The 25,450-nt window shown below is 42.0% G+C and carries 18 protein-coding genes and 1 pseudogene; 8 read left to right on the top strand and 11 right to left on the bottom strand.

Going from position 1 to position 25,450, the window contains the following annotated elements; translation table 11 throughout:
* Window positions 1-465 precede the first annotated feature (465 nt).
* The 4 genes from HWQ43_RS02265 to HWQ43_RS02250 all read right to left on the bottom strand — a co-directional run bounded on the left by HWQ43_RS02265 (window position 466) and on the right by HWQ43_RS02250 (window position 5,578).
* Complete coding sequence (locus HWQ43_RS02265; protein ID WP_292729641.1) at window positions 466-2,847, bottom strand: phosphoketolase; 2,382 nt, start codon at window positions 2,845-2,847, stop codon at window positions 466-468.
* 208 nt (window positions 2,848-3,055) lie between these two features.
* Window positions 3,056-3,310, bottom strand: a complete 255-nt coding sequence (locus HWQ43_RS02260) for a hypothetical protein (RefSeq protein WP_292729638.1) — start codon at window positions 3,308-3,310, stop codon at window positions 3,056-3,058.
* 120 nt (window positions 3,311-3,430) lie between these two features.
* Entirely contained in the window at window positions 3,431-4,180 is a 750-nt protein-coding gene (gene rimM / locus HWQ43_RS02255; protein WP_292729635.1) for a ribosome maturation factor RimM, read from the bottom strand.
* Between the two features lie 114 nt (window positions 4,181-4,294).
* Complete coding sequence (locus HWQ43_RS02250) at window positions 4,295-5,578, bottom strand: valine--pyruvate transaminase (protein ID WP_292729632.1); 1,284 nt, start codon at window positions 5,576-5,578, stop codon at window positions 4,295-4,297.
* 352 nt (window positions 5,579-5,930) lie between these two features.
* Between HWQ43_RS02250 and HWQ43_RS02245 the strand changes: the two genes are divergently transcribed.
* Together HWQ43_RS02245 and HWQ43_RS02240 are read left to right on the top strand one after the other, a co-directional pair.
* Window positions 5,931-7,040, top strand: a complete 1,110-nt coding sequence (locus HWQ43_RS02245; protein WP_292729670.1) for an S-(hydroxymethyl)glutathione dehydrogenase/class III alcohol dehydrogenase — start codon at window positions 5,931-5,933, stop codon at window positions 7,038-7,040.
* 137 nt (window positions 7,041-7,177) lie between these two features.
* Window positions 7,178-7,692, top strand: a pseudogene (locus tag HWQ43_RS02240) (DUF29 domain-containing protein).
* Between the two features lie 36 nt (window positions 7,693-7,728).
* Here the strand turns inward: HWQ43_RS02240 and HWQ43_RS02235 are convergent.
* A complete protein-coding gene (locus HWQ43_RS02235) occupies window positions 7,729-9,408 on the bottom strand; it encodes an ATP-binding protein (RefSeq protein ID WP_292729629.1) in 1,680 nt (559 codons plus the stop codon).
* A gap of 505 nt (window positions 9,409-9,913) precedes the next feature.
* The gene (locus tag HWQ43_RS02230) at window positions 9,914-11,824 is read right to left on the bottom strand and encodes a GTPase family protein (RefSeq protein WP_292729624.1); all 1,911 of its coding nucleotides are present in this window, start codon (window positions 11,822-11,824) and stop codon (window positions 9,914-9,916) included.
* Between the two features lie 252 nt (window positions 11,825-12,076).
* Between HWQ43_RS02230 and HWQ43_RS02225 the strand changes: the two genes are divergently transcribed.
* Window positions 12,077-12,367: a DUF433 domain-containing protein gene (locus HWQ43_RS02225; RefSeq protein ID WP_094347923.1), complete on the top strand. Its 291-nt coding sequence runs from the start codon at window positions 12,077-12,079 to the stop codon at window positions 12,365-12,367.
* An 84-nt stretch (window positions 12,368-12,451) separates the two neighbouring features.
* Here HWQ43_RS02225 and HWQ43_RS02220 read toward each other — a convergent pair whose 3' ends face one another.
* The 3 genes from HWQ43_RS02220 to HWQ43_RS02210 form a co-directional block, all read right to left on the bottom strand.
* Complete coding sequence (locus tag HWQ43_RS02220) at window positions 12,452-13,552, bottom strand: AI-2E family transporter (protein WP_292729616.1); 1,101 nt, start codon at window positions 13,550-13,552, stop codon at window positions 12,452-12,454.
* Between the two features lie 119 nt (window positions 13,553-13,671).
* Entirely contained in the window at window positions 13,672-15,105 is a 1,434-nt protein-coding gene (locus HWQ43_RS02215; protein WP_292729614.1) for a bifunctional orotidine-5'-phosphate decarboxylase/orotate phosphoribosyltransferase, read from the bottom strand.
* Window positions 15,106-15,132: 27 nt separating this feature from the next.
* Window positions 15,133-15,729, bottom strand: a complete 597-nt coding sequence (locus tag HWQ43_RS02210) for a cytochrome b/b6 domain-containing protein (protein WP_292729611.1) — start codon at window positions 15,727-15,729, stop codon at window positions 15,133-15,135.
* A gap of 384 nt (window positions 15,730-16,113) precedes the next feature.
* On the opposite strand from HWQ43_RS02210, the gene HWQ43_RS02205 reads away from it, so the two are divergent.
* On the top strand, window positions 16,114-16,869 hold the full coding sequence (locus HWQ43_RS02205) for an SIMPL domain-containing protein (protein ID WP_292729608.1): 756 nt from the start codon (window positions 16,114-16,116) through the stop codon (window positions 16,867-16,869).
* 531 nt (window positions 16,870-17,400) lie between these two features.
* Here HWQ43_RS02205 and HWQ43_RS02200 read toward each other — a convergent pair.
* The gene (locus HWQ43_RS02200; RefSeq protein ID WP_292729605.1) at window positions 17,401-18,951 is read right to left on the bottom strand and encodes a PAS domain-containing protein; all 1,551 of its coding nucleotides are present in this window, start codon (window positions 18,949-18,951) and stop codon (window positions 17,401-17,403) included.
* 572 nt (window positions 18,952-19,523) lie between these two features.
* On the opposite strand from HWQ43_RS02200, the gene HWQ43_RS02195 reads away from it, so the two are divergent.
* Together HWQ43_RS02195 and HWQ43_RS02190 are read left to right on the top strand one after the other, a co-directional pair.
* Window positions 19,524-21,521, top strand: coding sequence for an AAA-like domain-containing protein (locus HWQ43_RS02195; RefSeq protein ID WP_292729602.1), 1,998 nt, complete (start codon window positions 19,524-19,526; stop codon window positions 21,519-21,521).
* 227 nt (window positions 21,522-21,748) lie between these two features.
* Complete coding sequence (locus tag HWQ43_RS02190; protein WP_292729599.1) at window positions 21,749-22,552, top strand: PEP-CTERM sorting domain-containing protein; 804 nt, start codon at window positions 21,749-21,751, stop codon at window positions 22,550-22,552.
* A gap of 414 nt (window positions 22,553-22,966) precedes the next feature.
* Here the strand turns inward: HWQ43_RS02190 and ebsA are convergent, their stop codons facing one another.
* A complete protein-coding gene (gene ebsA, locus HWQ43_RS02185) occupies window positions 22,967-23,341 on the bottom strand; it encodes a type IV pilus biogenesis protein EbsA (RefSeq protein WP_104905290.1) in 375 nt (124 codons plus the stop codon).
* 271 nt (window positions 23,342-23,612) lie between these two features.
* Between ebsA and HWQ43_RS02180 the strand changes: the two genes are divergently transcribed.
* Together HWQ43_RS02180 and HWQ43_RS02175 are read left to right on the top strand one after the other, a co-directional pair.
* Window positions 23,613-23,795 (top strand): hypothetical protein, encoded by a 183-nt coding sequence (locus HWQ43_RS02180; RefSeq protein ID WP_292729595.1) that lies wholly within the window; start codon window positions 23,613-23,615, stop codon window positions 23,793-23,795.
* Between the two features lie 184 nt (window positions 23,796-23,979).
* On the top strand, window positions 23,980-25,386 hold the full coding sequence (locus HWQ43_RS02175; RefSeq protein WP_292729592.1) for a glycosyltransferase family 2 protein: 1,407 nt from the start codon (window positions 23,980-23,982) through the stop codon (window positions 25,384-25,386).
* The last annotated feature ends 64 nt before the right edge of the window (window positions 25,387-25,450 follow it).

Genomic DNA, 25,450 nt, shown 5'->3' with positions numbered 1-25,450 from the left:
TATGAATTAATTGAACACCAGGATAAAACGATACTTCAAGTAGTGAAGTAATAATTGGTTTGGCTCTGCTTTGCCATGAAGCGATGACTTCTGTAAATAGGATATCCATGCGTTCAACCATCTTATTCTCGTGAAGAAACAGTACTGCAATTTTTCTTGAGATAAAGCGAGGTTAATTGCAGATGTATAACTTTATATCTCAATACGGTTCAGTTAAGGTTAAAACTCTTTGTCAAACTCAATTTTTTTAACGTAGACGCATTCGCGGAGCGTCTCGTAGAGAAGCGGTTTGCCGCAGGCTACCGCAGAGGCGCAGAGGAAACAGAGAGAAGAAAAAAATGCTCAACCCAAGCGTATTGCTTTATATCTTGCACCACACAATGATAGACAAAAACCCCCTTACTTTATAGGAAAGGGGCTAGAGAAATTCTGTATTATCTGCAAATCAAAAAGCGTGTCTTCTTCTTAATAAGGCCACTTCCAGTCACGAATTTCCGGCACATCGTCGCCGTACTTCTCAATGTAGTGCTTGTGTTCGATCAGCTTATCTTGCATCTGCTGTTTGACATAAGCTGCCTTAGATCCTAGTTTGGGTACGCGATCGATTACATCAATTACCAAATGGAAGCGATCTAGATCGTTGAGAACAACCATATCAAAGGGAGTTGTGGTAGTTCCCTCTTCTTTGTAACCACGCACATGGATGTTTTTATGATTAGTGTGGCGGTAGGTTAGGCGATGAATCAGCCAGGGATAGCCATGAAAGGCAAAGATAACGGGTTTGTCGGTGGTGAAAAGTGTGTCAAAATCTTTTTCACTCAAACCGTGGGGATGTTCGGTTTTTGGCTGTAGTGTCATCAAATCGACTACGTTCACTACCCGCACTTTTAAATCTGCGAAGTGCTGACGCAGGATGTCTACAGTCGCCAAAGTTTCTAAGGTGGGAACATCCCCAGCACAAGCTAGTACTACATCTGGGTCGCCGCCTTCGTCGTTGCTTGCCCATTCCCAAATGCCGATGCCTTTGGTGCAATGCTTGATGGCTGCATCTATGTTGAGATATTGCAATGCTGGCTGTTTTCCAGCAATGATGACGTTAACATAGTTGCGGCTTTTTAGACAATGGTCAGTTACCGACAGCAGAGTGTTGGCATCGGGGGGCAAATAGACGCGCACGATCTCAGCTTTTTTGTTAAGTACGTGGTCGATAAAACCGGGGTCTTGGTGAGAGAAGCCGTTATGGTCTTGTCGCCAAACGTGAGAGGTGAGTAAGTAATTGAGGGAAGCGATCGGTCTACGCCAGGGAATATGTTTGGTAGTTTTCAACCATTTGGCGTGTTGGTTGAACATGGAATCAATGATGTGGATGAATGCCTCGTAGCAAGTGAAAAATCCGTGACGACCTGTAAGGAGGTAGCCTTCTAACCATCCTTGGCAAGAAGTTTCACTGAGAATTTCCATCACCCGACCGTCGGCGGAAAGATGGTCATCTTCAGGGTAAATCTCGGCTGTCGAAACTCTGTCAGTAACTTCCAATACAGGATCTAGACGATTCGATGCTAATTCGTCGGGGGCGAAGATACGGAAATTGCTACTTTCTTGGTTAAGCCGCATGATATCCCGCAGGAATTTACCGGTCACTTTGGTAGCTTCTGCGATCGCTTTCCCTGGTTCAAGAACATCTACAGCATAGTCTTGAAAGTTGGGCATTTTCAGGTCATGCAGCAAAATCCCGCCGTTAGCGTGGGGATTGTCACCCATGCGTCGATGCTTTTTGGGGGCTAGTTCTGCTAGTTCGGGAATCAGTGTGCCGTTAGCGTCGAAGAGTTCTTCTGGTTTGTAACTCTTCATCCAATTTTCTAGAAGTCTTAGGTGTTCTGGTTTGCTTGCTATTTCGCCAAAGGGAACTTGATGCGATCGCCAATAACCTTCGGTTTTTTTGCCATCCACTTCCTTGGGCCCTGTCCAACCTTTGGGGGTTCGCATGACAATCATCGGCCACTGGGGACGTTCAGTGAAACCATGTACACGTGCTTCTCTTTGGATACTTTGAATTTCGGCGATCGCTATATCTAGAGTCGCCGCCATCTGCTGGTGAACCTCTGCGGGATCATCACCTTCTACAAAGTATGGTTTGTAGCCGTAGCCTACAAATAAACTCTCCAACTCCTGACGGCTAATTCGTGCCAATGTCGTTGGGTTAGCAATTTTATACCCATTTAGGTGCAGAATCGGCAATACAGCACCATCACGTACCGGGTTAAGAAACTTGTTGGAATGCCAGCTAGTTGCTAAAGCACCAGTTTCAGCTTCGCCGTCACCCACAACAGCAGCAACAATTAAGTCAGGGTTATCAAAGGCAGCACCATAAGCGTGAACGAGGGCATAACCTAATTCCCCGCCTTCGTGAATCGAACCAGGAGTTTCCGGTGCAACGTGACTGGGAATACCACCGGGGAAAGAGAACTGTTTAAAGAGTTTCTTTATTCCCTCAGCATCCTGAGAGATGTTGTGGTAATATTCGGTGTAAGTGCCTTCTAGGTAAGTGTTGGCTACCAGTCCAGGACCTCCATGACCGGGACCAGCAATGTAGATTGTGTTTAGGTCATATTTCTTAATGAGTCGATTCAGGTGAACATAGATAAAGTTCAGCCCTGGCGTTGTTCCCCAATGCCCTAAGAGTCTGGGTTTGACGTGTTCCAGCTTTAGGGGTTCTCTTAGTAGCGGATTGTCGAGTAGATATATTTGCCCAACGGAAAGATAGTTAGCTGCACGCCAGTAGGCGTTTATCTTTTGTAATTCTTCATCAGCTAAAGGCTTTGTTTGTGGAGTCGTTGCTAATGTCATTATCGACACTCCATTCCAAAAGGTTTTTGATGGATTCATCAGTAAGCAATTATACTTGTTTTCCAGATGATGGCCATCTACCCATGATGAATTTTTTCAGCCTTTGCTACTAAATTCCTTGCTTCTACACACAGGATGGAAAGTGATGTCTACGATGAGCTACATCTAAAACTATTAATTAATGCTATCAATCTACATTCTCCTCGCATCAAACTGCATCCTCTTGTTGAAGTTGGGGGAGATAATCAGTTAAAACCGATTCTGCAAAAGCTAAATCTTCATTAGCAAACTCAATTTTCAATGCAGCAGCCTCAATATCAGAAATAGCATCCCAATGCTGAGTTAGTTTTTTTTTCTGAAGAGAGATAGCAAAATCTAATACTTCTTCTTGACTAGACTTGGGCAATTGGGACAATATTTCCAGTAGTTGCCTGTGAATAGTTGCTGTTGGTTTATCTGGCATTGCCACACTTCCTAGATTGATAAATAAAGTATGTACTCTAATTTTCTCATGCTTCAAGCTTTGTTTTTCCTTGAACTATCCAGTACAGCAAAACTAGCTAGAGGCAGATCAAGGAATAACCTAATTATTAATTTCCAATAACCCAGGTGGTGGCGTGATTTCAATGCGATTAGATTTCAAGTCTACTACTGGTGCGATCGCTTCCACAAATGGAATCAAAACCGTCTTTTGCTTTTTGTCATTTGTCATTTGTCCTTTGTCATTTGTGATTTGCTCTTTGTCAGTGGTAAAAGATGGGTGTAATTTTACTTCTAACAAATCATTGCCGGCGGGGATGATGTCTACCACCGTACCAACGAGTTGGCCAGATACTTGCATGAAGATTTCCAAGCCAATCAAATCGAGGACATGATATTCATCTTCGGCTAATTGGGGGCGATCGCTCGCTGGTACCATTAGTTTACAACCACGCAACGCCTCCGCCTGATCGCAAGTTTCCACACCAGCTAATTTGATTACATACAAGTTTTTGTTACTGATATAACGTCCTGTTAATAATTCGATTGGTTGTGGTTCTGTACCATCTAAACGCAACAACCAACGTTTTCCCGGCACCTCAAATCTTTCGGGAAAGTCAGAGACAGGATAAACCTTCAATTCTCCAGACAATCCTTGAGGGGAAACAATCTTACCAATTTCTAACCAATCATCGAGATTGGGGACTGGGGATTGGGTACTGGGAACTACGGGCTGGGGATTGGGGACTGGAGATTGGACATTTTGAATTTTTGAATTTACTCCTACTCTCTTGCCCCTCTGCCTCTCTGCCCCTCTGCCTCCAATCTCTTTATTAGCTTCTTCGTGTTTCATTTCCATTTTTCCTACTAGTACAACACGGCGGAAATAAACCACCCATTCCAAATCATTGAAATACTTACGCTGTATTCATTTTTAATTTTTAATTTTTAATTCCGCCTTGCGGTACTAGGCAGTCACTGCCGCACCTTTGTAAGCTTCTTCAGCTACTTTTGCTAAACGTTGCATAGCAGTGGCTATCTCTTCATCTGTACCTGTGAGGCTAATGCGGAAACATTGGTGCTTATGCGCCCACTCTTCCTCTAAACCGGGGAAGAAGGTGCTTCCAGGAACAATAATCACACCTACTTGCTTTAATTGCTGGTAAAATTCCCAATCACTGATGGGTAAATCTTGTAACCACAACCACGCAAAAATTGCCCCTTCACCGCGATGGAGGAACCAAGGTAAATTCTTGGGCATCGCTTGTTCTAAGCTAGTTTCTAAAACGGTAAATTTATTTTGGTAAAAAGGACGGATGACAGTGTGAGAAATTTCTACTAAAGCACCAGAATTGATTGCATAAGCTGCGATCGCTTGGCCGTAACGTGAAGAATGGAGACTGATATTTGCCTGAAAACACTCCAGGACTTCAATCCACTTTTCATCTCCAATAGCTATACCAATCCTTTCTCCTGGTAATCCGGCTTTCGATAAACTCATACAGTGGAGAATGTTATCACCAAACACTGGTGTCATCTCTGTAAAATTTAATGCTGGGAAGGGAGGCGCATAAGCCGAGTCAATTAACACAGGTAGATTGTAAGGAGCAGCTAGGGCGGCAATCTTTTTCACCTCATCATCGGTGAGGACGTTACCAGTAGGATTACAGGGGCGAGAGAAGAGGACACAACCCGTATTTTCTGTAATCGTAAGTTTGCTGAAGTCTGGGCGATATTTAAATCGGTGGGCAACTTCATCGATATCGAGAGTTGGTTTGTAGGCAGTTAAGGCTTTTGGAACTAAGCAGATGCCGCCGTAACCTGTGTAGTCAGGACTGAGGGGTAAAACGATTTGTTTTAACTCGCCGCTAGGGGTGTAACCACCGAAAGTATTGGCAGCGTAGAAGTAGAGGGTTTGACTACCGGGGGTGATGAGGATATTGCGATCGCTTAAGTTTAACCCGTAGCGTTTGTTAAAATCATTAGCGATCGCTTCCACAAATGGTGCATAGCCCTGACTTGAGCCGTAGCGGCAAACTACCTCACCATATTCTGGACTAGCCAAAAGCTGTGCAGTGCAATCCCGCCATAATTGTTCTACCTCTGGCAAAATCAACGGATTACCAGCACTTAAATTAATAAACTGCTGCCCTGCACCCGCTCGTAATGTTTCGATAATATCCTTCATGATTGCTCTGACGCCAGTCAGGTTGGACATTTGAGCGCCAATTTGAGTTAGGGCAGGGTTCATAAGCTGTGACAAAATATATTAATTTAGGGGTGGACAAATTATTTGGGGTTTGCTGCTGACATCCAGTTTACATCGTTGCCAAAACAGCTGTTGCCGCCTTTAACCAATCTAGCTAGAGAATGACATTTTAACAAAGGTAATAATATTTATCGTGATAGTGGCGATCGTGCTTAGTAAATCTGATGAAGTAATACAAAAGTTTATCACGTGTTCAATTTACGTGTTGAATGTTTATGAGGGGACTGGGGAGTAAAGAAGAGAATAGGGTAGAGATTATTCCCTACACCTATCACCTGTCACCTCTCCCCTAATCCCAATGACAAATGACAAAACTTATACAGGAGCGCTGACATTGCAAGTTAAAGCAGCAGTAGCTTACAGCGCAGGTAAGCCGTTAACGATTGAAACCGTTCAACTATCGGGGCCAAAAGCCGGCGAAGTGTTAGTTGAAGTGAAAGCAAGTGGGATTTGTCATACTGACGCTTTTACCTTATCTGGTGACGATCCTGAAGGTTTGTTTCCGGCTATTTTGGGGCATGAAGGTGCTGGTGTGGTAGTGGAAGTAGGCGCTGGTGTCACCAGTCTCAAGCCAGGGGATCATGTGATTCCCCTCTACACTCCCGAATGTCGTCAGTGCGAATATTGTCTGAGTTTCAAAACTAATCTCTGTCAAGCTATTCGCCTAACTCAAGGACGCGGTGTGATGCCCGATGGTACTAGTCGCTTTAGTATCGATGGGCAAATGATTCATCATTACATGGGTACATCTACCTTTGCTAACTATACGGTGCTGCCGGAAATCGCCTTGGCAAAAATTCGCGAAGATGCTCCGTTTGATAAGGTTTGTTACATTGGCTGCGGTGTGACTACTGGTATTGGTGCAGTTATCAATACTGCCAAGGTGGAACCTGGAGCAAATGTTGTGGTTTTTGGTTTGGGTGGTATTGGCTTAAATGTCATCCAAGGGGCGCGGATGGTAGGGGCAAATATGATTGTCGGGGTAGATATTAATCCCAACAAACGCGCCTTGGCGGAAAAGTTTGGCATGACGCACTTTGTTAATCCCCAAGAAGTAGAGGGTGATTTAGTTCCCTATTTGGTTGATTTAACAAAAGGCGGTGCTGATTACAGTTTTGAATGTATCGGTAATGTTAAATTGATGCGTCAAGCATTAGAATGCTGTCACAAAGGTTGGGGTGTAAGCGTGATTATTGGTGTCGCAGGTGCTGGACAGGAAATCAGTACTCGTCCTTTTCAATTAGTAACTGGGCGCGTTTGGAAAGGTTCAGCATTCGGTGGCGCTAGAGGACGTACAGATGTGCCAAAAATTGTTGATTGGTATATGGAAGGTAAGATAAATATTGATGATTTAATTACCCATGTGATGCCCATTGAGCAAATTAATGATGCTTTTGAATTGATGCACAAAGGTGAATCAATTCGCAGTGTGGTGACTTTCTAATTCGTAATTTGCGCTTGATGCTTACGCAGACATTCCTGTTTCAAATAAGGTTTAAATCTCTATCTGAAACATAATTATGAATGATGAGTTTTTAAATTATGTAGACACTACAAATCTGAAAAAAGGCAAAAAAACTGATGCCAAACTTCTATGAAGCAGACTTCTACACTTGGACTCAAGAACAGGCTAACTTTCTCCGTCATCATCAATGGAACCAGCTTGACCTACCCAATTTAATTGAGGAAATTGAATCTTTGGGAAGAAAGGAACGCCAAGAATTGAGAAATCGTTTTAGTGTGTTAATTGGACATTTACTCAAATGGGAATATCAACCAAAGCAACGCAACCGTAGTTGGTGAGCCAGCGCGTTGCGGGGGTTCCCCCCGTTGTAGCGACTGGCGAACCCGAAGGGTTAGCAACAATTAGAGTACAACGACGGGAAATTCTCAAGCTGCTGAACGAAAATCCTAGTCTGAAACCTTACATTGAAGAAGCACTCCAAGAATCTTATGAAAATGGTAGGGATTTAGCATCAGGAGAAACAAATTTGCCGCTCTCAACTTTTCCCCTCCAATGTTTATATCTTTTTGAGGAAATTTTGAGCGATCGCTTTTATCCCGGTCAGTCTACCACAGATGATTTAATGGATTGACACTCCTCAGTCAAAATTCACAAGTAGCAAAATTTCTCAACTTGATAATACTTCATCAAAGTATCGATCAATTTCTGCTATCAGAATTTCAAAGTCTACAGGCTTGGTCAAGTGGCATTTGAAACCAGCCTTCAGCGCAAGCTGCCGATCCTCTTGGCTACCGTAGCCGGTAAGCGCAATCAGAATTGAGCGAGTAAATTTGGAGTCTTTACTCAGTTCCTGTGCAACTGCGAATCCATCCATTTCGGGAAGTCCGATGTCACAAATAATTACATGAGGCTCAAGTTTTTTTGCAGTTTCTACCCCTAAAATTCCATTTTTGGCAATGGAAACTTCATGCCCAAAATGCTCAAGTACTGCTTGTAATGATATGGCTGAATCGTCATTATCTTCGATGACTAAAATCTTCAACGATTTTTTAGCCGCCTCTGTAATCTCTAGGTCGTTGTCCAAGGTTGTAATCTCTTCGCATACAGGGAAAGTGACTTTAAATTCTGCTCCCAAATTAATCCCTCTACTTGAGGCTTCAACATTACCACCATGAAGTTCCACAAGACTTTTGACTACCGAAAGTCCCAAACCTAGCCCGCCCCTCGAACGATCTAAACTGCGATCGGCCTGGGTAAACGGCTCGAAAAGTTCTGGTAATATTGTCGGGTCTATCCCGATGCCTAAGTCTCTTACAGATAAAACTGCTACACTACCTGAGCCATTGTCACCTGGAATAACTGAGAAATCCACCCAGATCGTCCCATCTGGCTGGGAAAACTTTAAGGCGTTATCAAGAAGGTTTCCAAAGACTTGGAAGAAGCGAGTGGAATCAACATAAGCCCACACGGGTGTGTTTGGCAGGTCTTGTACTACGTTAAGATTCCATCTTTTTATTGCTTGTGCATGGTCATTAAGACTCTGGCGAACCAATTCCACCAGATTAACCTTCTCAAGGTTTAATGAAATCTTTCCATAAGTGATGGACGATACGTCAAGTAACTCATCGATCAATTTGGAGAGGTGCTTAATCTGGTTTTGCATCATTAAAACTGTTTCCCCGACTGCGCCAGTCTCGCCTAGCTTCAACTTCAGTAGCTGAACGCCGTTGGAGATGGGGGCAACGGGATTCCTCAATTCGTGAGCCAGCATCGCAATAAATTTGTCTTTCAGGGCGTTTTGGTTCGTCAGTTTCTGGAAAAGTTGCACGTTAGCGATCGCAACTGCTGTAGTATCGGTCAAAATCTCAAGGAGTCCGATCTCTTGGGGCGTGGCTAGGTGGCGTGTACTCCAGTAGGCTCCGATCGCACCCAGTGGATCGGAAACCCGAATCGGAACCATTACTAAACTCTTGACAAAAGTCACTTTATAGGCATCAAGAGGAATTCGCGCATCTTGGTAAATGTCTTCAATTACGGCTGCTTTTTTATTGAGCATTGCCCAACCGGAGATGCAAGACTTGAGCGGAAAACGCATACCTTTCCAAAGTGGCCCAATAGCGTTTTCATCGACATAGTGGCAACATTCACCATCCCGCAATACAAAAGTTACTCCATCAGCATTTGTGAGATCGCGAGCAGCCAAACGCACAATCTCAATAATTTCTTCAATAGTCCGCACACAAGCTAAATCCTTCACAACCGAAAGTAGCCTGTCGTAAGACGAAATGCTATAGCTCTGATTTAAATTCTGTTCTTGAGAGATGGAGGTTTGTAATATATTTTTCATAAAAACTCCGAACAAAAAGATGTCTGTATAAAAACTTAGGTAAAGCGGGTAGGTTCGGCGGACACCACAGGGAGGGGAGCATCCCGTTTTGGCAGATCGCCCTGCGAAGACAGCGCACGCTACGCGAAGAGAAGTGAAGTCTGGGGCTATACAAACTTTTGTCCGCCTGCGCGGACTCTATAAAACCCAAAGCAGGCGGGTTTAATCTGTATAGCCGCGATTTCCAATCACCTGGTGTTTCTTCCAAAAGTGGATACTCCCACGCCTACTCTTAATCGTAATCTTAACTTTGATATTGAGAGTACAATCTGTTTGTTATCGCATTTTTGCTTTTACTTATATAGTATGAAATTCTTCAAAAGTGCTAAGTAAATATTCGCAATTTACTTTTATTTACTAATGCAACTTTTGATGTTTAGCTTAAACTCGTTATTTAGGCGTAGTAATTGCAAGAAAATCGAAGATACGTCACAATCCTTCGTAGACATTGCCGATCGCAGGCAAATTATTTGGCGATCGCTAAATAATACTCAAATCGCTCCCGGAGTTGTTCAATCGTTAGATTTTGAGTCCAGTACTCCACCAGGGCATGACCAAATGCCCAGGCGTTGCGATCGGGTGCAGCGGTGTTTTCCAAGAGTAGCGGCCAAAGGGATAGCAATTCAAAGTTGAGGGCGTTGGGGTTCAAGAGTGAGAAAAGGTCATATCCCATTTGTAGTTTACCAATGACAATTGGCAACTGTTCCACAGGAATTTGCTCCGCCAGCATATATGCTAAAGCCGGAGATCCGGTTGAGAGCGTAGAAACAAACTGAAGGACGGGACTTTTGAGCAATGCCGTTAATCCTTGTGTTGTCGTCATCTGGAAGGTGTAGTGGTCGATGATTTTGGCGGCGGCGACGATGCGGACTTCTAGATTACGCAAAAAGCGGGCGAGACGGAGTTGCTTAGTAGGTGCGATCGCATCCACTAATCCCAACGATAGCGCCTCTACTCCCCAGGCAACTCGACCCGTTTTGCTGTCACCTGTAACCACGGGTAAAACTAGATTACAGAAGTTTCCTAGCAGTTTGGCGCGATACTCAGTGGCTTCTCTAATGGCAATTTCTTTGGGGCGATCGCCCCATTCCCAATCATAAGGCGGTTGCCATTCGCGGATGGGACGGAGACGATCTACTTGAGTGACAATAGCGATCGCAGGTAAATCTGCAACTTCTGCTTTGATGTCTTGCAAAAAGTCCACATCCATTTGCAGGGCAGGATCGAGGGCAGGGGTGGCTAACAGCAGCAAATCTGAATTGATGGCATAATCAAGCACCAAATTTCGGAGTTCGGCACGGTTGACTTGTTCGTAACCAGGTGTGTCCCAAAGCGTTAAGGATTCCCCAGTTTGAGTCTGCCATTGATAATTCTGAATGCGATCGGTACTGGGTAAAACATCAACGGCTGCGAGATCCGCCTGAAATAGCGTGTTAATCAGGCTACTTTTTCCCGATCCCGTGCGCCCCACCAGCAGAATATTCACGGGTTTTTGCTCAACCGCCTCGGCTGGTTGAGCTTGAGTCAGGATTTCTCGGAGTGTTTGGGTTTTTACCTTGGGTAAAGTTGGCGGGGAAACTACGGTTGCTGGAACTGGTAATGTGTTACCTCCGTAAAGTGCGATCGCTTGTCGGCATAAGTTTCTCAGGGCAGCTTCCCGAAATAACTGGCTCAAATTCCCCAATAATTGCTGAGTTGCTTGGTTACTAGAACCCTGACTGGCTTGTTTTGCCACCGCCGCCACCGGATTTAAGATCCACTGTGCCCAGTTCCAAACTTTCCAGAATTTCCGAGCCGATGGTTCCAACTTCCGGTAGACCTCATATCCTTGGTATGCTTGTCCAACCGTTACCTGATTGAGGATTGGGGATAACTTTTGCATCCACTGATCCATATCATCTACCGTTCCCCGAATCAGCCCGTAAGCTTGGGGGACGTAAATATTCAGCAGGGGATATTGAATCTGAGGATTGTAGATATGAGCGATCGCTACCACTAAATCTTGGCATCGCGTCCAAAAAGTTTGCCAGTCTTCCCAAATCGGGCGATCGCTTTGTGCTGCTTGGAGAATTTCTTGAAGGGCGGTTTCTGCAAGTTTTGTGGTGTCACTTCCCACAGGTAGCCTTACTGTATCCTCTGCTGTCGATTCCAGTTCTTCACGGACTTGAGTTAATACAGCTTCTACTTGGTTAACAGCTGGTTGAGTCCATTTGACTAGCAGCCAACGCCAACCAACAAATAAAACGGTGAATACACCCCAAATCCAATTAATCCCCCACGCATGAATTTGTGAACCGGCGGATACCAGTAAGAAAATGATGATAAACGCGATCGGAATTGCTAAGACCACCCACTGCCACAGTTTTAATCGCACCATTGCCTCATACCTGCTTTGAAATGTTAGAAAATTCGAGTTTTTGTCAAAATTACTCTTATAAAAAGTCTATCGTCTCCAATGCAGGCAGGATGTTTGGTATTCTGGGATTAATGGTAGACTCCTAATTATTAGGGATAAATGTTTTATTTTGCTGTAGGTAGCTAAATAAACAACTGGATATTTATATTTCTAGATTAAAAGAAGTTTAAAATTGCTCAGTTGTCTATGAGAGCAAAATTTAGTAAACAAGCTATGCAAACAATTACCGACATTGGCACGCTGATTGTCAGCACACCCGGAACTTGTGGTGGTCGTCCTCGGATTGCGGGACACCGGATTACGGTACATAATATTGCGATCGATTTCAACGCAGGCATGAAACCGGAAGAGATAGTTGTCCAAAGGCCACAGCTAATGTTGGCACAAGTTTATGCAGCGCTAGCTTACTACTATGCTAACCAGGAAGTAATTGACACGGAGATTGCCGCAGAAATTGAAGAATACGACCGTTTGGAAGCTGAGTACACGGCGAAGAGACAGTGAGCCAAATTCGTTTGTATAATACGATCGAAATGACACCATTGCAACTTCCCGTTAACGGTAGAGATGGCAATTTTTATCCACAACTCATTGCGATATTGATTCTTCTACCAACAATTCTGATCCTGCTTCACCCTCACCCAGGTTATCAGAATTAACAGATTTAGAAAAACCATCTGCTACATCTTTGATAAAACCAGCTACAGGTACCGCAACTAGTAAACCCAAGACTCCGCCAACATTGGTTCCTACAAGCAGAGCAATTAATACCCATATTGGTCTAATACCAGTAATTTTACCTAAAAGACGTGGTGCGATCGCCTGATCGATTAACTGATCGATAACAACAGCTACCGCAAAAACCTTAACTGCTAGCCAAAAGTCATGTGACGCTATTATTAAAGTTATTAAAACAAGACTGACGACATCACCAAAGGGAATTAAGCTCAAAAGTCCAATTCCCAAGCCAAAGAGTAAACCAAACTGGACTTGAAAAGCTAAAAACAATAATGTTATTGAAACACCCATCAGCAAAGCCAAAGTTCCCTGACCAATTAAGTAATTTTGGAAGTTTTGCTGAATAGACTGGCTTATCTGCTGGGCAAGATTTCCAGGTAACTTCTTAAATATCGCCTCCCAAATTCTTGGGCCATCTAACAACAAATAAAAAGTTAGTACTACTGTGATTAATGCCTCAGAAATACTATCAATTGTATCTATAATAATACTTAAAAGTTTATCGGAAACAAACTCTAATTCATTAGGTAATTGGTCAGTAACTTGTGCTAATAGCTGACTTAGATTCACATTTATTTTATGTTTAAACAACCAATTATTTACAATCTGAAGTTTTTCTTCGCTAGAGTCAATCCATTGAGGAAATACTTTAACCATCTCATTAAATTGCTCTAAAACAATGGGTACTAAAGTGATACCCAGAGCCACAACAATTACCAATGCTAATATAAAAACTAATGCTACTGCATAGCTACGTTTAACTCTCCGTTGTTGGAGAATTGAAACAGGATAGTTTAAAACGAATGCAAGCAAAGTAGCCAAGACAAGAATTGTGACAACAGGTTGAAAGTTTTTAACCAGCAAAAATGCTAGCCAACCATTGAGAAATACTAGAGGAAATAACAACGTAAAAATTAACCATCTAAGTAGTTGATTCAGTGAAAAATTCATAATTAATTTCAAAGCGAAAATTATTCTATTTACTAAATTTAACCGAATCATCAAATCGGCTCAAGAGGAAGTAGACAATAAAAATTTTCCCGATTCTCCACTTCCCATTATTCCAATTACTAATTTTCAGCAAAAGCTGAAAATTGCTCCTCATTTATTCGCCCTGCTTGATACAGAGTATTAGTAATTTCCGAAATAGTTAAAACCGCATGGCTACGATAACCATTTTGCTGTAACCTATCTTTCACCCCCTGTTCGTGATCGATAAATACCACAATATCATTAACCTTTAATCCTGCTGATTCCAACTTTCCTGCCCCTTCCATGACACTTTTACCACTAATGAGAATATCATCAACCACTACAACTGTTTCACCAGTATGAAAATTACCCTCAATTACTCTCCGAGTTCCGTGTGCTTTCACCTCTTTACGCGGGAAAATCATTGGACAATGAAGGCGCAAAGCTAAACCAGTCGCAGTAGGTAATGAACCATAGGGAATACCTGCTAATCTATCAAAATTGAGGTTCTTCAAAATATCCTCATAAGCTGTGAGAACTTGATTAAAAACTTGGGGGTTGGAAATAATTTTGCGTAAGTCGATGTAATAAGGAAATATCGCTCCTGATGCTTGCACAAAGCTGCCAAACATAATGCAGTCAAGATCATAAAGTTGTAAAATCAAATCTTGGTGGGGGTGCTGATTGAGAAAACAAACATCAGGAAACCACACAGAACAAGTAGAATTTTCGTGAACAATTTCAGTTTTGATTTGATTGATTTCTGCACGTAAAAACTGGACTTCTTCTGATAATTGTGTATTTACCAACATATCTTGAGGAACAGGAATCAGTAAACCATCACCATTACTATTCAAGCCAGCTTCTAAAATTTGTTTCAGGTTTTGAGCCTCCGCCCAGATGCTACGCGCCATAATAATTCGTTCAGGTGCAACTGCTCGAATAAGTGCTAAAACTTCAGGATTTGTAGTTCCCACTTCTAAACCCAATTGTTCTGGAGTCCCCCAGGTTTTGGATTCTTTTACTACCTGTAAATAAAGGGGTGATTCGTTTGTAGGATATTGCTGTAGAGCTTCTGCACCTGGATTAGAAGTACAGCATAAAATAAACACCGCTTTATCAGGATAGACCAAAAAAGGTGCTACATGATCTTGTCCTGTATAGGGACTGAGAGTAATTGCATCCACTTGCCATTGCGTAAACACAGTCTGGGCAAAGATGGTACTAGTATTTAAGTCACTGTGTTTGGCATCTAAAATCACTGGGATATGGGCTGGAATAGCTGCTAAAGTTTTGTACAGCAGTTCTAAACCAGGAATACCTAAAGCTTCGTAAAAGCCAAGTGTCGGTTTATAAGCACAAACGAAATCAGAAGTTTCCGCAATAATGAATTGTAACCACTTCTCCAAACCAGCAATAAGTTCTTCAGATTCATAACGCTCAGGCATCATCTCTGGATTTGGATCGAGTCCTACAAATAGTAAGCTTTGATTTTGTAAGATATTTCCATTCAATTTATCAAAAAAGTTCATTTTTTTTGTTTAAAAAAGGATCGTCGATCAAAACATTGATTCTGTTAATTCAGTACCACCAGCCTTACGCCCTAATTGATAGTGAATTACTGCAAATAAGATAACCATCGGCACTGAGGCAAAGTGAACAATTCGCAATGCTTGCCAATCGCCAAAGCAATCCACAATCCAGGGAAATTGAGCAGGTTTATACATTCCTATTCCTGTAAATAATGCCAGCAGCAAAATAGGAATAATTGCTGTATAAGCAATCCGATGCCAAGCATAAATTAGACGTTGGGAATTTTGAGTTTTTTGTAATGCTTTCAAGTCATTAGCACCGACAAAGCGATGTCGCCAGCGTCGGGTAACTAAAATGTAAATTCCATACCACAACAGATTCAGCGAGAATAGCCACATTGCTGCAAAATGCCAGTGTCTACCTCCTGCCAGCCAACCTCCTAAAGTAAATATCGGAGGAATGTGCAAACCTGCACGTCCACCAAAAACAGGGTTGGCGTTGTAAATTTGTAGTCCACTGGTGAGCATGATAAATAGACTAATGATGTTACACCAGTGGAAGATTTTGGCTCCTATTGCTTGAGTGGGTCGCTTTCGAGTTTGAGAGGTAAGGGTGGAAGTCATAAATTTTGACTGATAAAATTTGCTGTTTATCTGTCTTGGGTAAATAGCCCAGCAAGTTTGGAGGTGGGCTATTTATCTTTATTTTCTCATCATTAGATTCAGTATTCTGACATTAATGCTCTACCATCTGCTGTTTTAACTGTCAGTTTAGGTATGGCTAGGGTTGTTCTCAGCTAAATTACGCCTAATGTGAATTAAATAGGTTGAGACTCCAGTGTTTTGAATTTCATGAAAAACCCCTTCTACACGCTGACGAACACGACTAATAAAACGCTTCAAAACATCAGAATGTTGAAAATGCTGGTTGTCACGAGTGAGTGTCCAGATACGATTAAGATTAAAACATCAACAGATATCAAACATCATTTAAGCAAGGAAAATAAGATGGCTAACACAGATAATCTCACAGGTGTGAGAAATTTGGGTCTTGCGATCGCCAATCCCTTCATTGGTAGCACTGCTCCAAACACTCCTCAGATATTGGAAGTTACTGGTAAAGGAGAGGTCAGCGTTGCTACCACTTTAACTGATGTAGAATTGGGGATTAAAGTAGAGGGAAAAACTGCAACCGCAGTTCAAGAACAAGTTGCTCAACGTTCAACAGCGGTAGTTGATGTACTGCGTCAGCTTGGGGCGCAAGAACTTCAAACTATATCTATTCAACTAAATCCTGTCTATAGCTATGAAAATGGTACTCAAACCCTCACCGGCTTTGAAGGCCTCAACACACTTCAGTTTGAGTTACCAACAAATCAATCTGGGGCAGCAATTGACAAAGCTATCCAAGCAGGCGCAAATGTCATACAGAATATCAGCTTCACTGCCTCAGACGAAGTATTGCAGCAGGCACGCCTGCAAGTTTTGAGCGAAGCTGTTAAAGATGCCAAAGCTCAGGCTCAGGCTGTTTTTAGTACCTTGCAGTTGACCCCTGGACAGATTATTGACATTGATATTAACTCAAATGACAATCCTAGACCATCTCCCTTCGTGTCTAATCTAATAACAGATAGGGTTTCTACAACTCCTATAATTGGTGGTTCTCAGCCTGTAAAAGCTAGTGTTTCTCTAGATATTGGTTATTCTCCAATTTCAGGAGTGATTCTCGATCTACCTCTTAATGGATTGCAGCAATTTGCTTAATCAATGCGATCGCAGAAATTGCTCTGCTTGTTAGTTGTGCAGACCAAAGCCGTTTTACAAGGCATTTTAAAAAAACCATTTGTAGAGACGCGATGAATCGCGTCTTTACCCAAGGATGTGTTGCAATCATTAATTGAATTAGTATCAGATATGTAAATGCATCAACTTGCATTGCGAATGCAGCGGCCGCCTTGTAAATGCATCGACTTGCATTGTGAATGCGGCGGCCGCCTTGTGAATGCATCAACTTACATTGCGAATGCAGCGGCCGCCTTGTAAATGCATCGACTTGCATTGTGAATGCGGCGGCCGCCTTGTGAATGCATCAACTTACATTGCGAATGCAGCGGCCGCCTTGTAAATGCATCGACTTGCATTGTGAATGCGGCGGCCGCCTTGTGAATGCATCAACTTACATTGTGAATGCGGCGGCCGCCTTGTGAATGCATCGACTTGCATTGTGAATGCGGCGGCCGCCTTGTGAATGCATCGACTTGCAAAAATTAACACCTTCTCCCCAAAGTTCATTATCTAAACGCTTGCGTGTTTTCTAATCGCGGCATAGTGTCTTGCTGTTGTATTCATCTCAATCACCAACTCTGTCCCTTGACCTAATTGAGAATTACACTTAAGTTTACCTTGATGTTTTTCAACGATAATTTGCCGACTAATTGATAGTCCTAATCCTTGACTTTTGCCTACTGGCTTAGTTGTAAAAAACGGTTCAAATATATGTCTTTGGATATGGGGAAGTATACCTTTACCATTGTCAAAAATGCGAATGATAACTTTGTGTTTTTTCCCTAGTATTTTGTCATTTACCCAAGGTTCATGATTATTGACCAATGATAAATGACTGCTAACAACTTCTGTATTAATCAAAATTTTTGGAGTAAAAGAATCATCATGCTTCATCCTATCTTCTAAGGCATCAATGGCATTAGTTAAGATGTTCATGAATACCTGATTCAGTTCACCAGGGTAACACTCGATTAAGGGTAATTCACCAAAGGTTTTAATTACTTTAATCTCTGCTCTATCAGGGTTTTCTTTGAGACGATGCTGCAAAATCCTGAGAACACTATCAAATCCTTCATGCAAGTCAACCTTTTTCATTTGACCTTCGTCAGAGGTGGAAAAATTCTGCAAGGCAAAAACAATTTCTTGAACGCGCTCAGAACCGGCTCGCATTGACCACAGTAATTTTAAAAAGTCTGTCTTCACGAAACTAAGGTCAAGGTGTTGCAAATGTAAGGCTATGACTGGTGTTGGTGTGGGATAGTAATATTGGTAAAGTTCAATAATTCTGATTAAATCTTCAGCGTATTTACTAGCAGGATGGAGATTGCCGTAGATAAAGCTAACGGGGTTCTTAATTTCGTTAGCCATATCCGCCACCAGTTGACCGAGATTAGCCATTTTCTGGTTCTGCAATAACTGCTTTTGAGTATATTTGAGTTCTTCGAGGGTAGTTTCTAGCTGCTCTGATTTTTCCTTAACTTGGTCTTCGGTAGACTGGCGTTGAGCGATTTCAGTTTGGAGTTGTTCAAATAGTTGGTATTGTTGGGTAGCGTAGGCGCAGCCCGTCGTAGACATCGCCTTATCCTGAGTAATATCCTTGTGCGTTCCCACCATCCGCACTGGTTTACCGAATTTATCCCGTTGAAATACTTTGCCACAAGTCAAAATCCACTTCCACTCCCCGGATTTAGTCAACATTCGCAATTCGACTTCAAACACAGGTATGCATCCTTGGAGATAATCGTGCAATACCTGACGAATTCTCGGTAAATCCTGTGGATGTACAAGTTGTTCAAAGGATTTATAATCGTTGTCGATTTCGTCTACTTTATATCCCAGGATGCTTTTCCACTGGGGATCGTAATAGGTTTTGTCAGTTACCAGATTCCAATCCCACAACCCCAAGCCACTAGTGATTAATGCCATTTGTAAGGCGGCTTGTGAGCATTGGCAAGTATCTAAATTTTCTGGAGATAAGTCTTTGGCTTCTGGGAAATTCTGAGAATCTTGTATTGAAAATGGAGTTTCTGATTCATGGGTAGCGGGTTCTTGGATATGCATAGCTGCTGGTACGATGAGGAAGATATTCTGTAGCTCTCTCTCTACGCTGTCTTAGCACCCTGACGATTCAGTTATGGACAAATCCGCCTAGTTGGTTTATTAGGCTGTAACTTACAGCAGAATTCAGAAGTAAAACAGACTTTATACCTGGATAACAGACTTAGCTTGTGTACCTCATCAACTTGAAATCTGCTGTACGTTACGGATATATCAGCCCACATCATAAATTGGGATGGAATTTATAAAAAGGTAAATGGACGAGTGTAACCTCTGTTGCGATCGCCATAGCAATCTTTTAGAAAAAATCGCTACGTTGTGTGCATCTACATTCTAAGATATGTCTTAAAAAAGTAGTTCAAGTCACATAGAATTACCTAAAAACCCCAAAAAATTTGTAAAAAAAATTCTATGATTAAATCATGTCAAATAATTTAAGGATGCAAAAAATTGTCAAGGCTTTTTTGTAGCTTTTTTAGTCAGGACTGGCTGCTATGCATACAAGGCAGTCTACATTGACTTCCAAAGCTGAATGGTGTGAAGAAAATATCATACTGAATTAGAGTCAATGAGTAATGACTATAGATGAACTAGTATTGCTACTAAAAGCCAGTCAAGCAACCGGTTTAACGACGCTCCAAGAGTTGATATTGCGTTCTTCGTGGGAAGGAAAAACCTACACCAATATAGCCGATGAAGTACACTACGGCGAGGAACGTGTCAAGAAAATTGCTGCTCATTTATGGCAAGTACTGAGTAATTTTTGCAAAGAACCAATACATAAATCCAACTTTCGCCAGACTCTAGAAAATCACCATCTTAGCGAAGCGCATCAGCAGTTAATTAAGGAATTCAACCGAGCCGCCACGGCGATATCCTTAGAATTTCCTAGTGGCCCAGTATCGCTTAATTCCAGATTTTACATCCCTCGCCCACCAATTGAAGAACTCGCTTACGCAGAAATGGCTGAACCTGGGAGTGTAATTTGCATCAAAGCACCCAAAAAGATGGGGAAAAGCTCTCTGGTTTTGCGCTTGCTTGCACACGCTAACAAGCAAGGCTTTCGCACCGTAACTTTGGACTTTCAGCAAGCAGACAAAGCAATATTTGCCAGTTTGGATAAATTTTTGCGCTGGTTCTGTGCGAATGTTAGTCGGGAGTTACAGCTAGAACCAAAACTCAATGATTATTGGGATGAAGATATGGGTAGCAAAATCAGCTGCTCTATCTATTTCCAAAAATATTTACTGTCTGCGCTCTCCAGTCCCCTGGTTTTAGTATTAAATGAGGTGGATTGGCTATTTGAGTATCAGGAAATTACTGGAGAATTGCTACCATTAGTGCGATCGTGGCATGAACAAGCTAAAAGGGTAGAAATTTGGCAAAAATTACGTCTGGTTCTGGTTTATTCAACAGAAATTCTTGTTCCCATAAAACTGACTCAATCGCCATTTAATATTGGTTTGACAATTAATTTACCTCCCTTTACGAAAGAGCAGGTGGAAGATTTAGCACAACGTCACGGGTTGGATTGGACAGATGATAAAGATGCCGATAGTTTGATGGCAATGGTGGGAGGAAACCCTTATTTAGTGCGATTGGCATTGTATCAGCTTGTAGGTAAAGGTGGATTAAAAGGGGATTTAGGGCAGTTATTACAACAAGCATCTACAGATGCCGGAATCTATAACGAGTATTTAAGGCAGTATGTGTTAGCACTACGAGATGAGCCAGAATTGGTAGATGCTTTTTATGAAGTGATTAATACTACAAATTATGTAAAATTAGAGCCAAGATTGGCATATAAATTACAGAGTCTAGGGCTAATTAATTTAGAAGGCGATCGCAGTACTCCTGCGTGTGAATTATATCGGTTATATTTCCGACAATATCTCAAAAAAAGTGAGCATTTCAACAATACTCATGTTGAACGGTTGAGGCAAGAAAATCAACAGTTTCTCTTCCTCTCTAGCTTAGATGAACTAACTCAATTAGGAAATCGCCGCTACTTTCAAACCTACCTGCAAATTGAGTGGCAAAATTCCACTCGTGAAAACACTCCAGTATCAATAATTTTGTGCGATATCGATTATTTTAAAATTTATAATAAAACTTATGGTAGCTCGGCAGGAGATGAGTGTTTAAGACAAATCGCTAATACTATCTGTAACTGCGTCAAGCACTCACTAAATAATAGCACTTTCTTATCCAGTAGGAATATGAATCATTCAACTGGTAGTCCTTTTGTGAGTTCCCAAAAAGGAGATTTTCGAGACGAAAGCAGCAGAGTGTTAGTAGCTCGTTATAGTGGTGAAGAATTCGCCATTCTTGCTCAAATAGATGTAACTGCTGCAATGGACATTGCTGAATATATTCGAGAGCAAGTAAAAGCTTTGGGTATTAAATGTGAGTATTCTAACATTGGTGGTTTACCTGCTGCTGTTTTAACTGTCAGTCTAGGTGTGGCTAGCGTGATTCCGGTAATAGGAATTGAACCTACTACTTTAGTTAATGCTGCTGAAGAAGCACTCTATCAAGCCAAAAGAAAAGGACGCGATCGCGTTGTAGTTTAATCTACAAATTCTCATCAAATAACGAGATTGAAATTGATTAATCAGGTGATTGTCTCTAACATATTTCGCAAGTGCAAGTATAAAAGTAGCAATTGACAAGACTTTTTATTGCCGATGAAACTTCCATCACCAGCTTGGGAATAATAAATCATGCTTGAGAAAGATTTGCAATTAATCTCAGCAGATTAGGTGTGTTTACTACCGGCAATTAAAGGAACAATTTGTTAATGAAAGTGAGTTCATCAGGGATTAAGCTAGGTTTTGCAGCTGTTAGCAGCAGTTGTCTCGCAGCAGTAGCGATCGCTATCAATGGAGCAAGTGCAATTGCTGCTCAATTCATCACAATTGAAAGCACTGGCACATTATCAGGAACTATCGAACTTCCCAGAAATAATCCCATTTTCAATAATAGTACTACTCGTATTGATACGGATGAAACTGGAACTTATTACCGGAACTTAGGTACTAATAATAATCCTAATTATGTTCCTGTATACCAGTCAGACTATTTAAAGGTAGAAACACGCTCCGATGGAAGTCTGCATTACTTTGTTGACTTTAAAGGTATTCCCATTGTCTCGTTTAATAGTGTTCTGACATCGCCGGTGCTTTCTGGTGGTCAGTTGACTGCCTTCCTCTACCAGGGACAATTGCCAGGAACCACATTTCAAGGAGTAGTTCAAGATGAATTTAATCTCACAAAAGCTTTCTACACTGGTACTGTCACCGACCCAGACACCGGAAAGAAGTATCAAGGTACTTTTGAAGTGAGTGGATATGGGGAACGATATAGTAATCCCAATGGTAATTTAACTCCCACAGTCTTTGATTTCCAGTCCGATATCCCAGGTTTGCCAAGCGTAACATCCTTGACCATAACTAACGCTAGCTTGGCAAATCTAAGAATCAAAGTACCTATAAATGAAACTTCTATTCCAGAACCCGCTAGCCTTCTCGGAACTCTGATGGTTGCTAGTTTTGGTATCGTTCTGAAAAGAAGAAAAGACAGCGGACTTAGGAAGACATTTTAAAACTCAAAGGTTGTTGTAAGAAAGCTCACAAGGTGCTGAATTGTAAAGTCAGCGCCTTGTGAGCAAATAATCTTAGAGGATGTTTGAAAAGTCATGATTGATGTATCAAATATTTTTTTACCCCACCCTAACCCTCCCCTTATAAAGGGGAGCCACTGCGTTGGGCGGGCAACGCCCGACTTGAAGCATGTGGCGTGAGAGAACCGGATTTTCTTGTTTCCCTCCTTTACAAGGGGGGATTAAGGGGGGTAATAATTCGATAAAAATCACAACATACCACTTTTCAAACATCCTCTTAGAAAATAAGGACTAAAGTCCTGACTACGAACTTGCTTACCCATCAATTTAAAATTGACAAACCATTAGTGTAATTTTAAATATAAGCCGGACTTTTGCAAATCCGGCTGAGTTGAATCAATCATCTATACGCAGTAGCTTGCGGTAAAACGGTTGTGAAAAATCGGTTACGCGATAACGTTTATAGTTGTCCATCAGTTCAATTAAAAAATTAATAAACTCGAAACTAGCCATCATCAGTTCATAACTCAGGTCAGCATTGCCATCAAACTGAATTCGGCAACGGGTTAAGTCTGAGGGTAAAGTAGCAACATTCCAGGAAGCGACAAAGGGGACATGTTCGCTGGCTTCGATCTTTCGATGTCCCTCCAAAACCCCTTTTTGATAAAGACTGATGGCATAGGGTAAGAAATTGCGCCTAGCGCCCTGAACATAAGGTAAGTAAACACTGGCTTGTTGTTGAGTTGCAGGCTGGAGTTGCTCAATAGACATAGTTAAATATTCCTCAAGTTAGTTAGCAACTGGGGATATTAGTGGATGTTAGTAGTATTCCCCAAAGATGTGTCTAAAGCACATAGTGGTCAGTGAAGAAGGGAATAGGGTATAGGTTACAGGGTACAGATTATTCCCTATCACCTGTCACCTTTCCCTAATCCCAATGCCCCATGCTTAATAAATGAAGTTACTACTAAGAAATATTAAAATTTCGGTTACAATAATGCTGCATTAACTGTTATCGAATCTGGGAACGTTAACACTAAAAATGTCTACTGTAAAGTGGTGGATGCCGTTATTGCAGTTTTTCCCAACAAAAAGCTGCTGCTACCTTGCTATTACTTTACCCAAACCAGAGTTCTCGTTAGAGAAAGTCCGACTCTACAAGCTTCCTGCCCAAGTGGCTATCAAAGGAATCAAGCTTCTGTCTAAGAGTAGTAAACGCGGTTAATATGAGGTAATTACGCACAGTGACGGTGACAACAAAGGTAGTCCCAGCGGCTTTTGGCTTAGGGATAGCGGGTATTGCAGTTTGCCCATTCCGATTAATATCGGGAAAAGTAGCTTAGGGATATTTGTCCGTAAAATTACTAACTGTAGACAAATAGTGGTTTTTGAATCAAGCAACCTAACCTATGCCAGCGAATTCCTGGCCCGAAGAAGATTCTTATCAAGAGCTTGATCCGCTCAACTCCTTGTTGTCTGACCTATCAGTAGATGAGGAGTCAGTGTTAGAGACAGATTCTATGTCTCTACCATCCCGGTTTCAAGGTCGTAGAGGCAAAGCAGCTCTAGTCTTGACTATCGTCTGGAGTGGCACGATCGCTCTACATTTAGTTTCTTGGGCTTCCATTTTTATTCTAGGACTGACCACCATTCTAGGATTTCATGCTTTGGTGGTGGTGTTTACTAAATCCCGTCGCTATCCAAAAGAAATACAGGGAGATTTACCTTCTGTTTCTGTGCTAGTGGCTGCGAAAAATGAGGAAGCGGTAATTGCTAAATTAGTCAAAAATCTTTGTAATCTGGAATATCCAGGTGGGCAGTACGAAATTTGGATAATTGACGATCACAGCAGTGATAGCACGCCACATTTATTAACGGAACTCGAACAGAAACACGACCAACTGAAAGTACTAAGGCGTTCAGCAGAAGCTACTGGTGGCAAATCGGGGGCGTTGAATCAGGTATTGCCGCTGACAAAGGGCGATATTATAGCAGTATTTGATGCTGATGCCCAAGTGACACCAGACTTGCTGCAACAGGTAATACCTTTATTTCAAAGAGAAAACGTGGGGGCGGTGCAGGTGCGAAAAGCGATCGCCAACGCTAAAGACAACTTTTGGACTAAGGGTCAAATGGCAGAAATGGCACTTGATACCTGGTTCCAGCAACAGCGGACTGCCCTTGGTGGCATTGGCGAACTGCGGGGCAATGGTCAATTTGTCCGGCGTTCAGCCTTGGAAAGCTGCGGTGGCTGGAATGAAGAAACCATTACCGATGATTTGGATTTGACAATCCGTTTACATTTGGATAAATGGGATATTGAGTGTGTTTTCCATCCAGCGGTGCAAGAAGAAGGAGTGACAAGTGCAGTTTCACTCTGGCATCAGCGCAACCGTTGGGCAGAAGGCGGTTATCAGCGCTATTTGGATTATTGGGATTTAATTCTCAAAAACCGCATGGGAACGCGTAAAAGCTGGGATTTGCTGATTTTTATGCTGATTATGTATATCTTGCCAACAGCAGCAGTCCCAGATTTATTAATGGCGATCGCTCGTCATCGTCCACCAATGTTAAGTCCGATCACTGGTTTGTCTATTTCTATGTCGATGGTAGGGATGTTTACAGGTCTGAAGCGGGTACGTCAAGATCAAAAATTCCCACTTTCTACATATTTTATAATGCTGGTGCAAACCCTGCGCGGCAGTTTATATATGTTGCACTGGTTAGTCGTCATGAGCAGTACTACTGCTCGAATGTCGGTAAGACCAAAGCGCCTGAAATGGGTGAAAACTTTGCATACTGGGCATGGGGAATAGCCCCTTTGGGGAATTCAAAATTTAAAATTCAAAATTCAAAATGCAAAATTACCAAAAATAATTT

The sequence above is a fragment of the Nostoc sp. JL31 genome, assembly GCF_017114965.1.
GTDB lineage: Bacteria > Cyanobacteriota > Cyanobacteriia > Cyanobacteriales > Nostocaceae > Nostoc > Nostoc punctiforme_A.
Note: the sequence above shows the minus strand (reverse complement) of the source record. Positions and strands in the feature narration are given on the sequence as shown.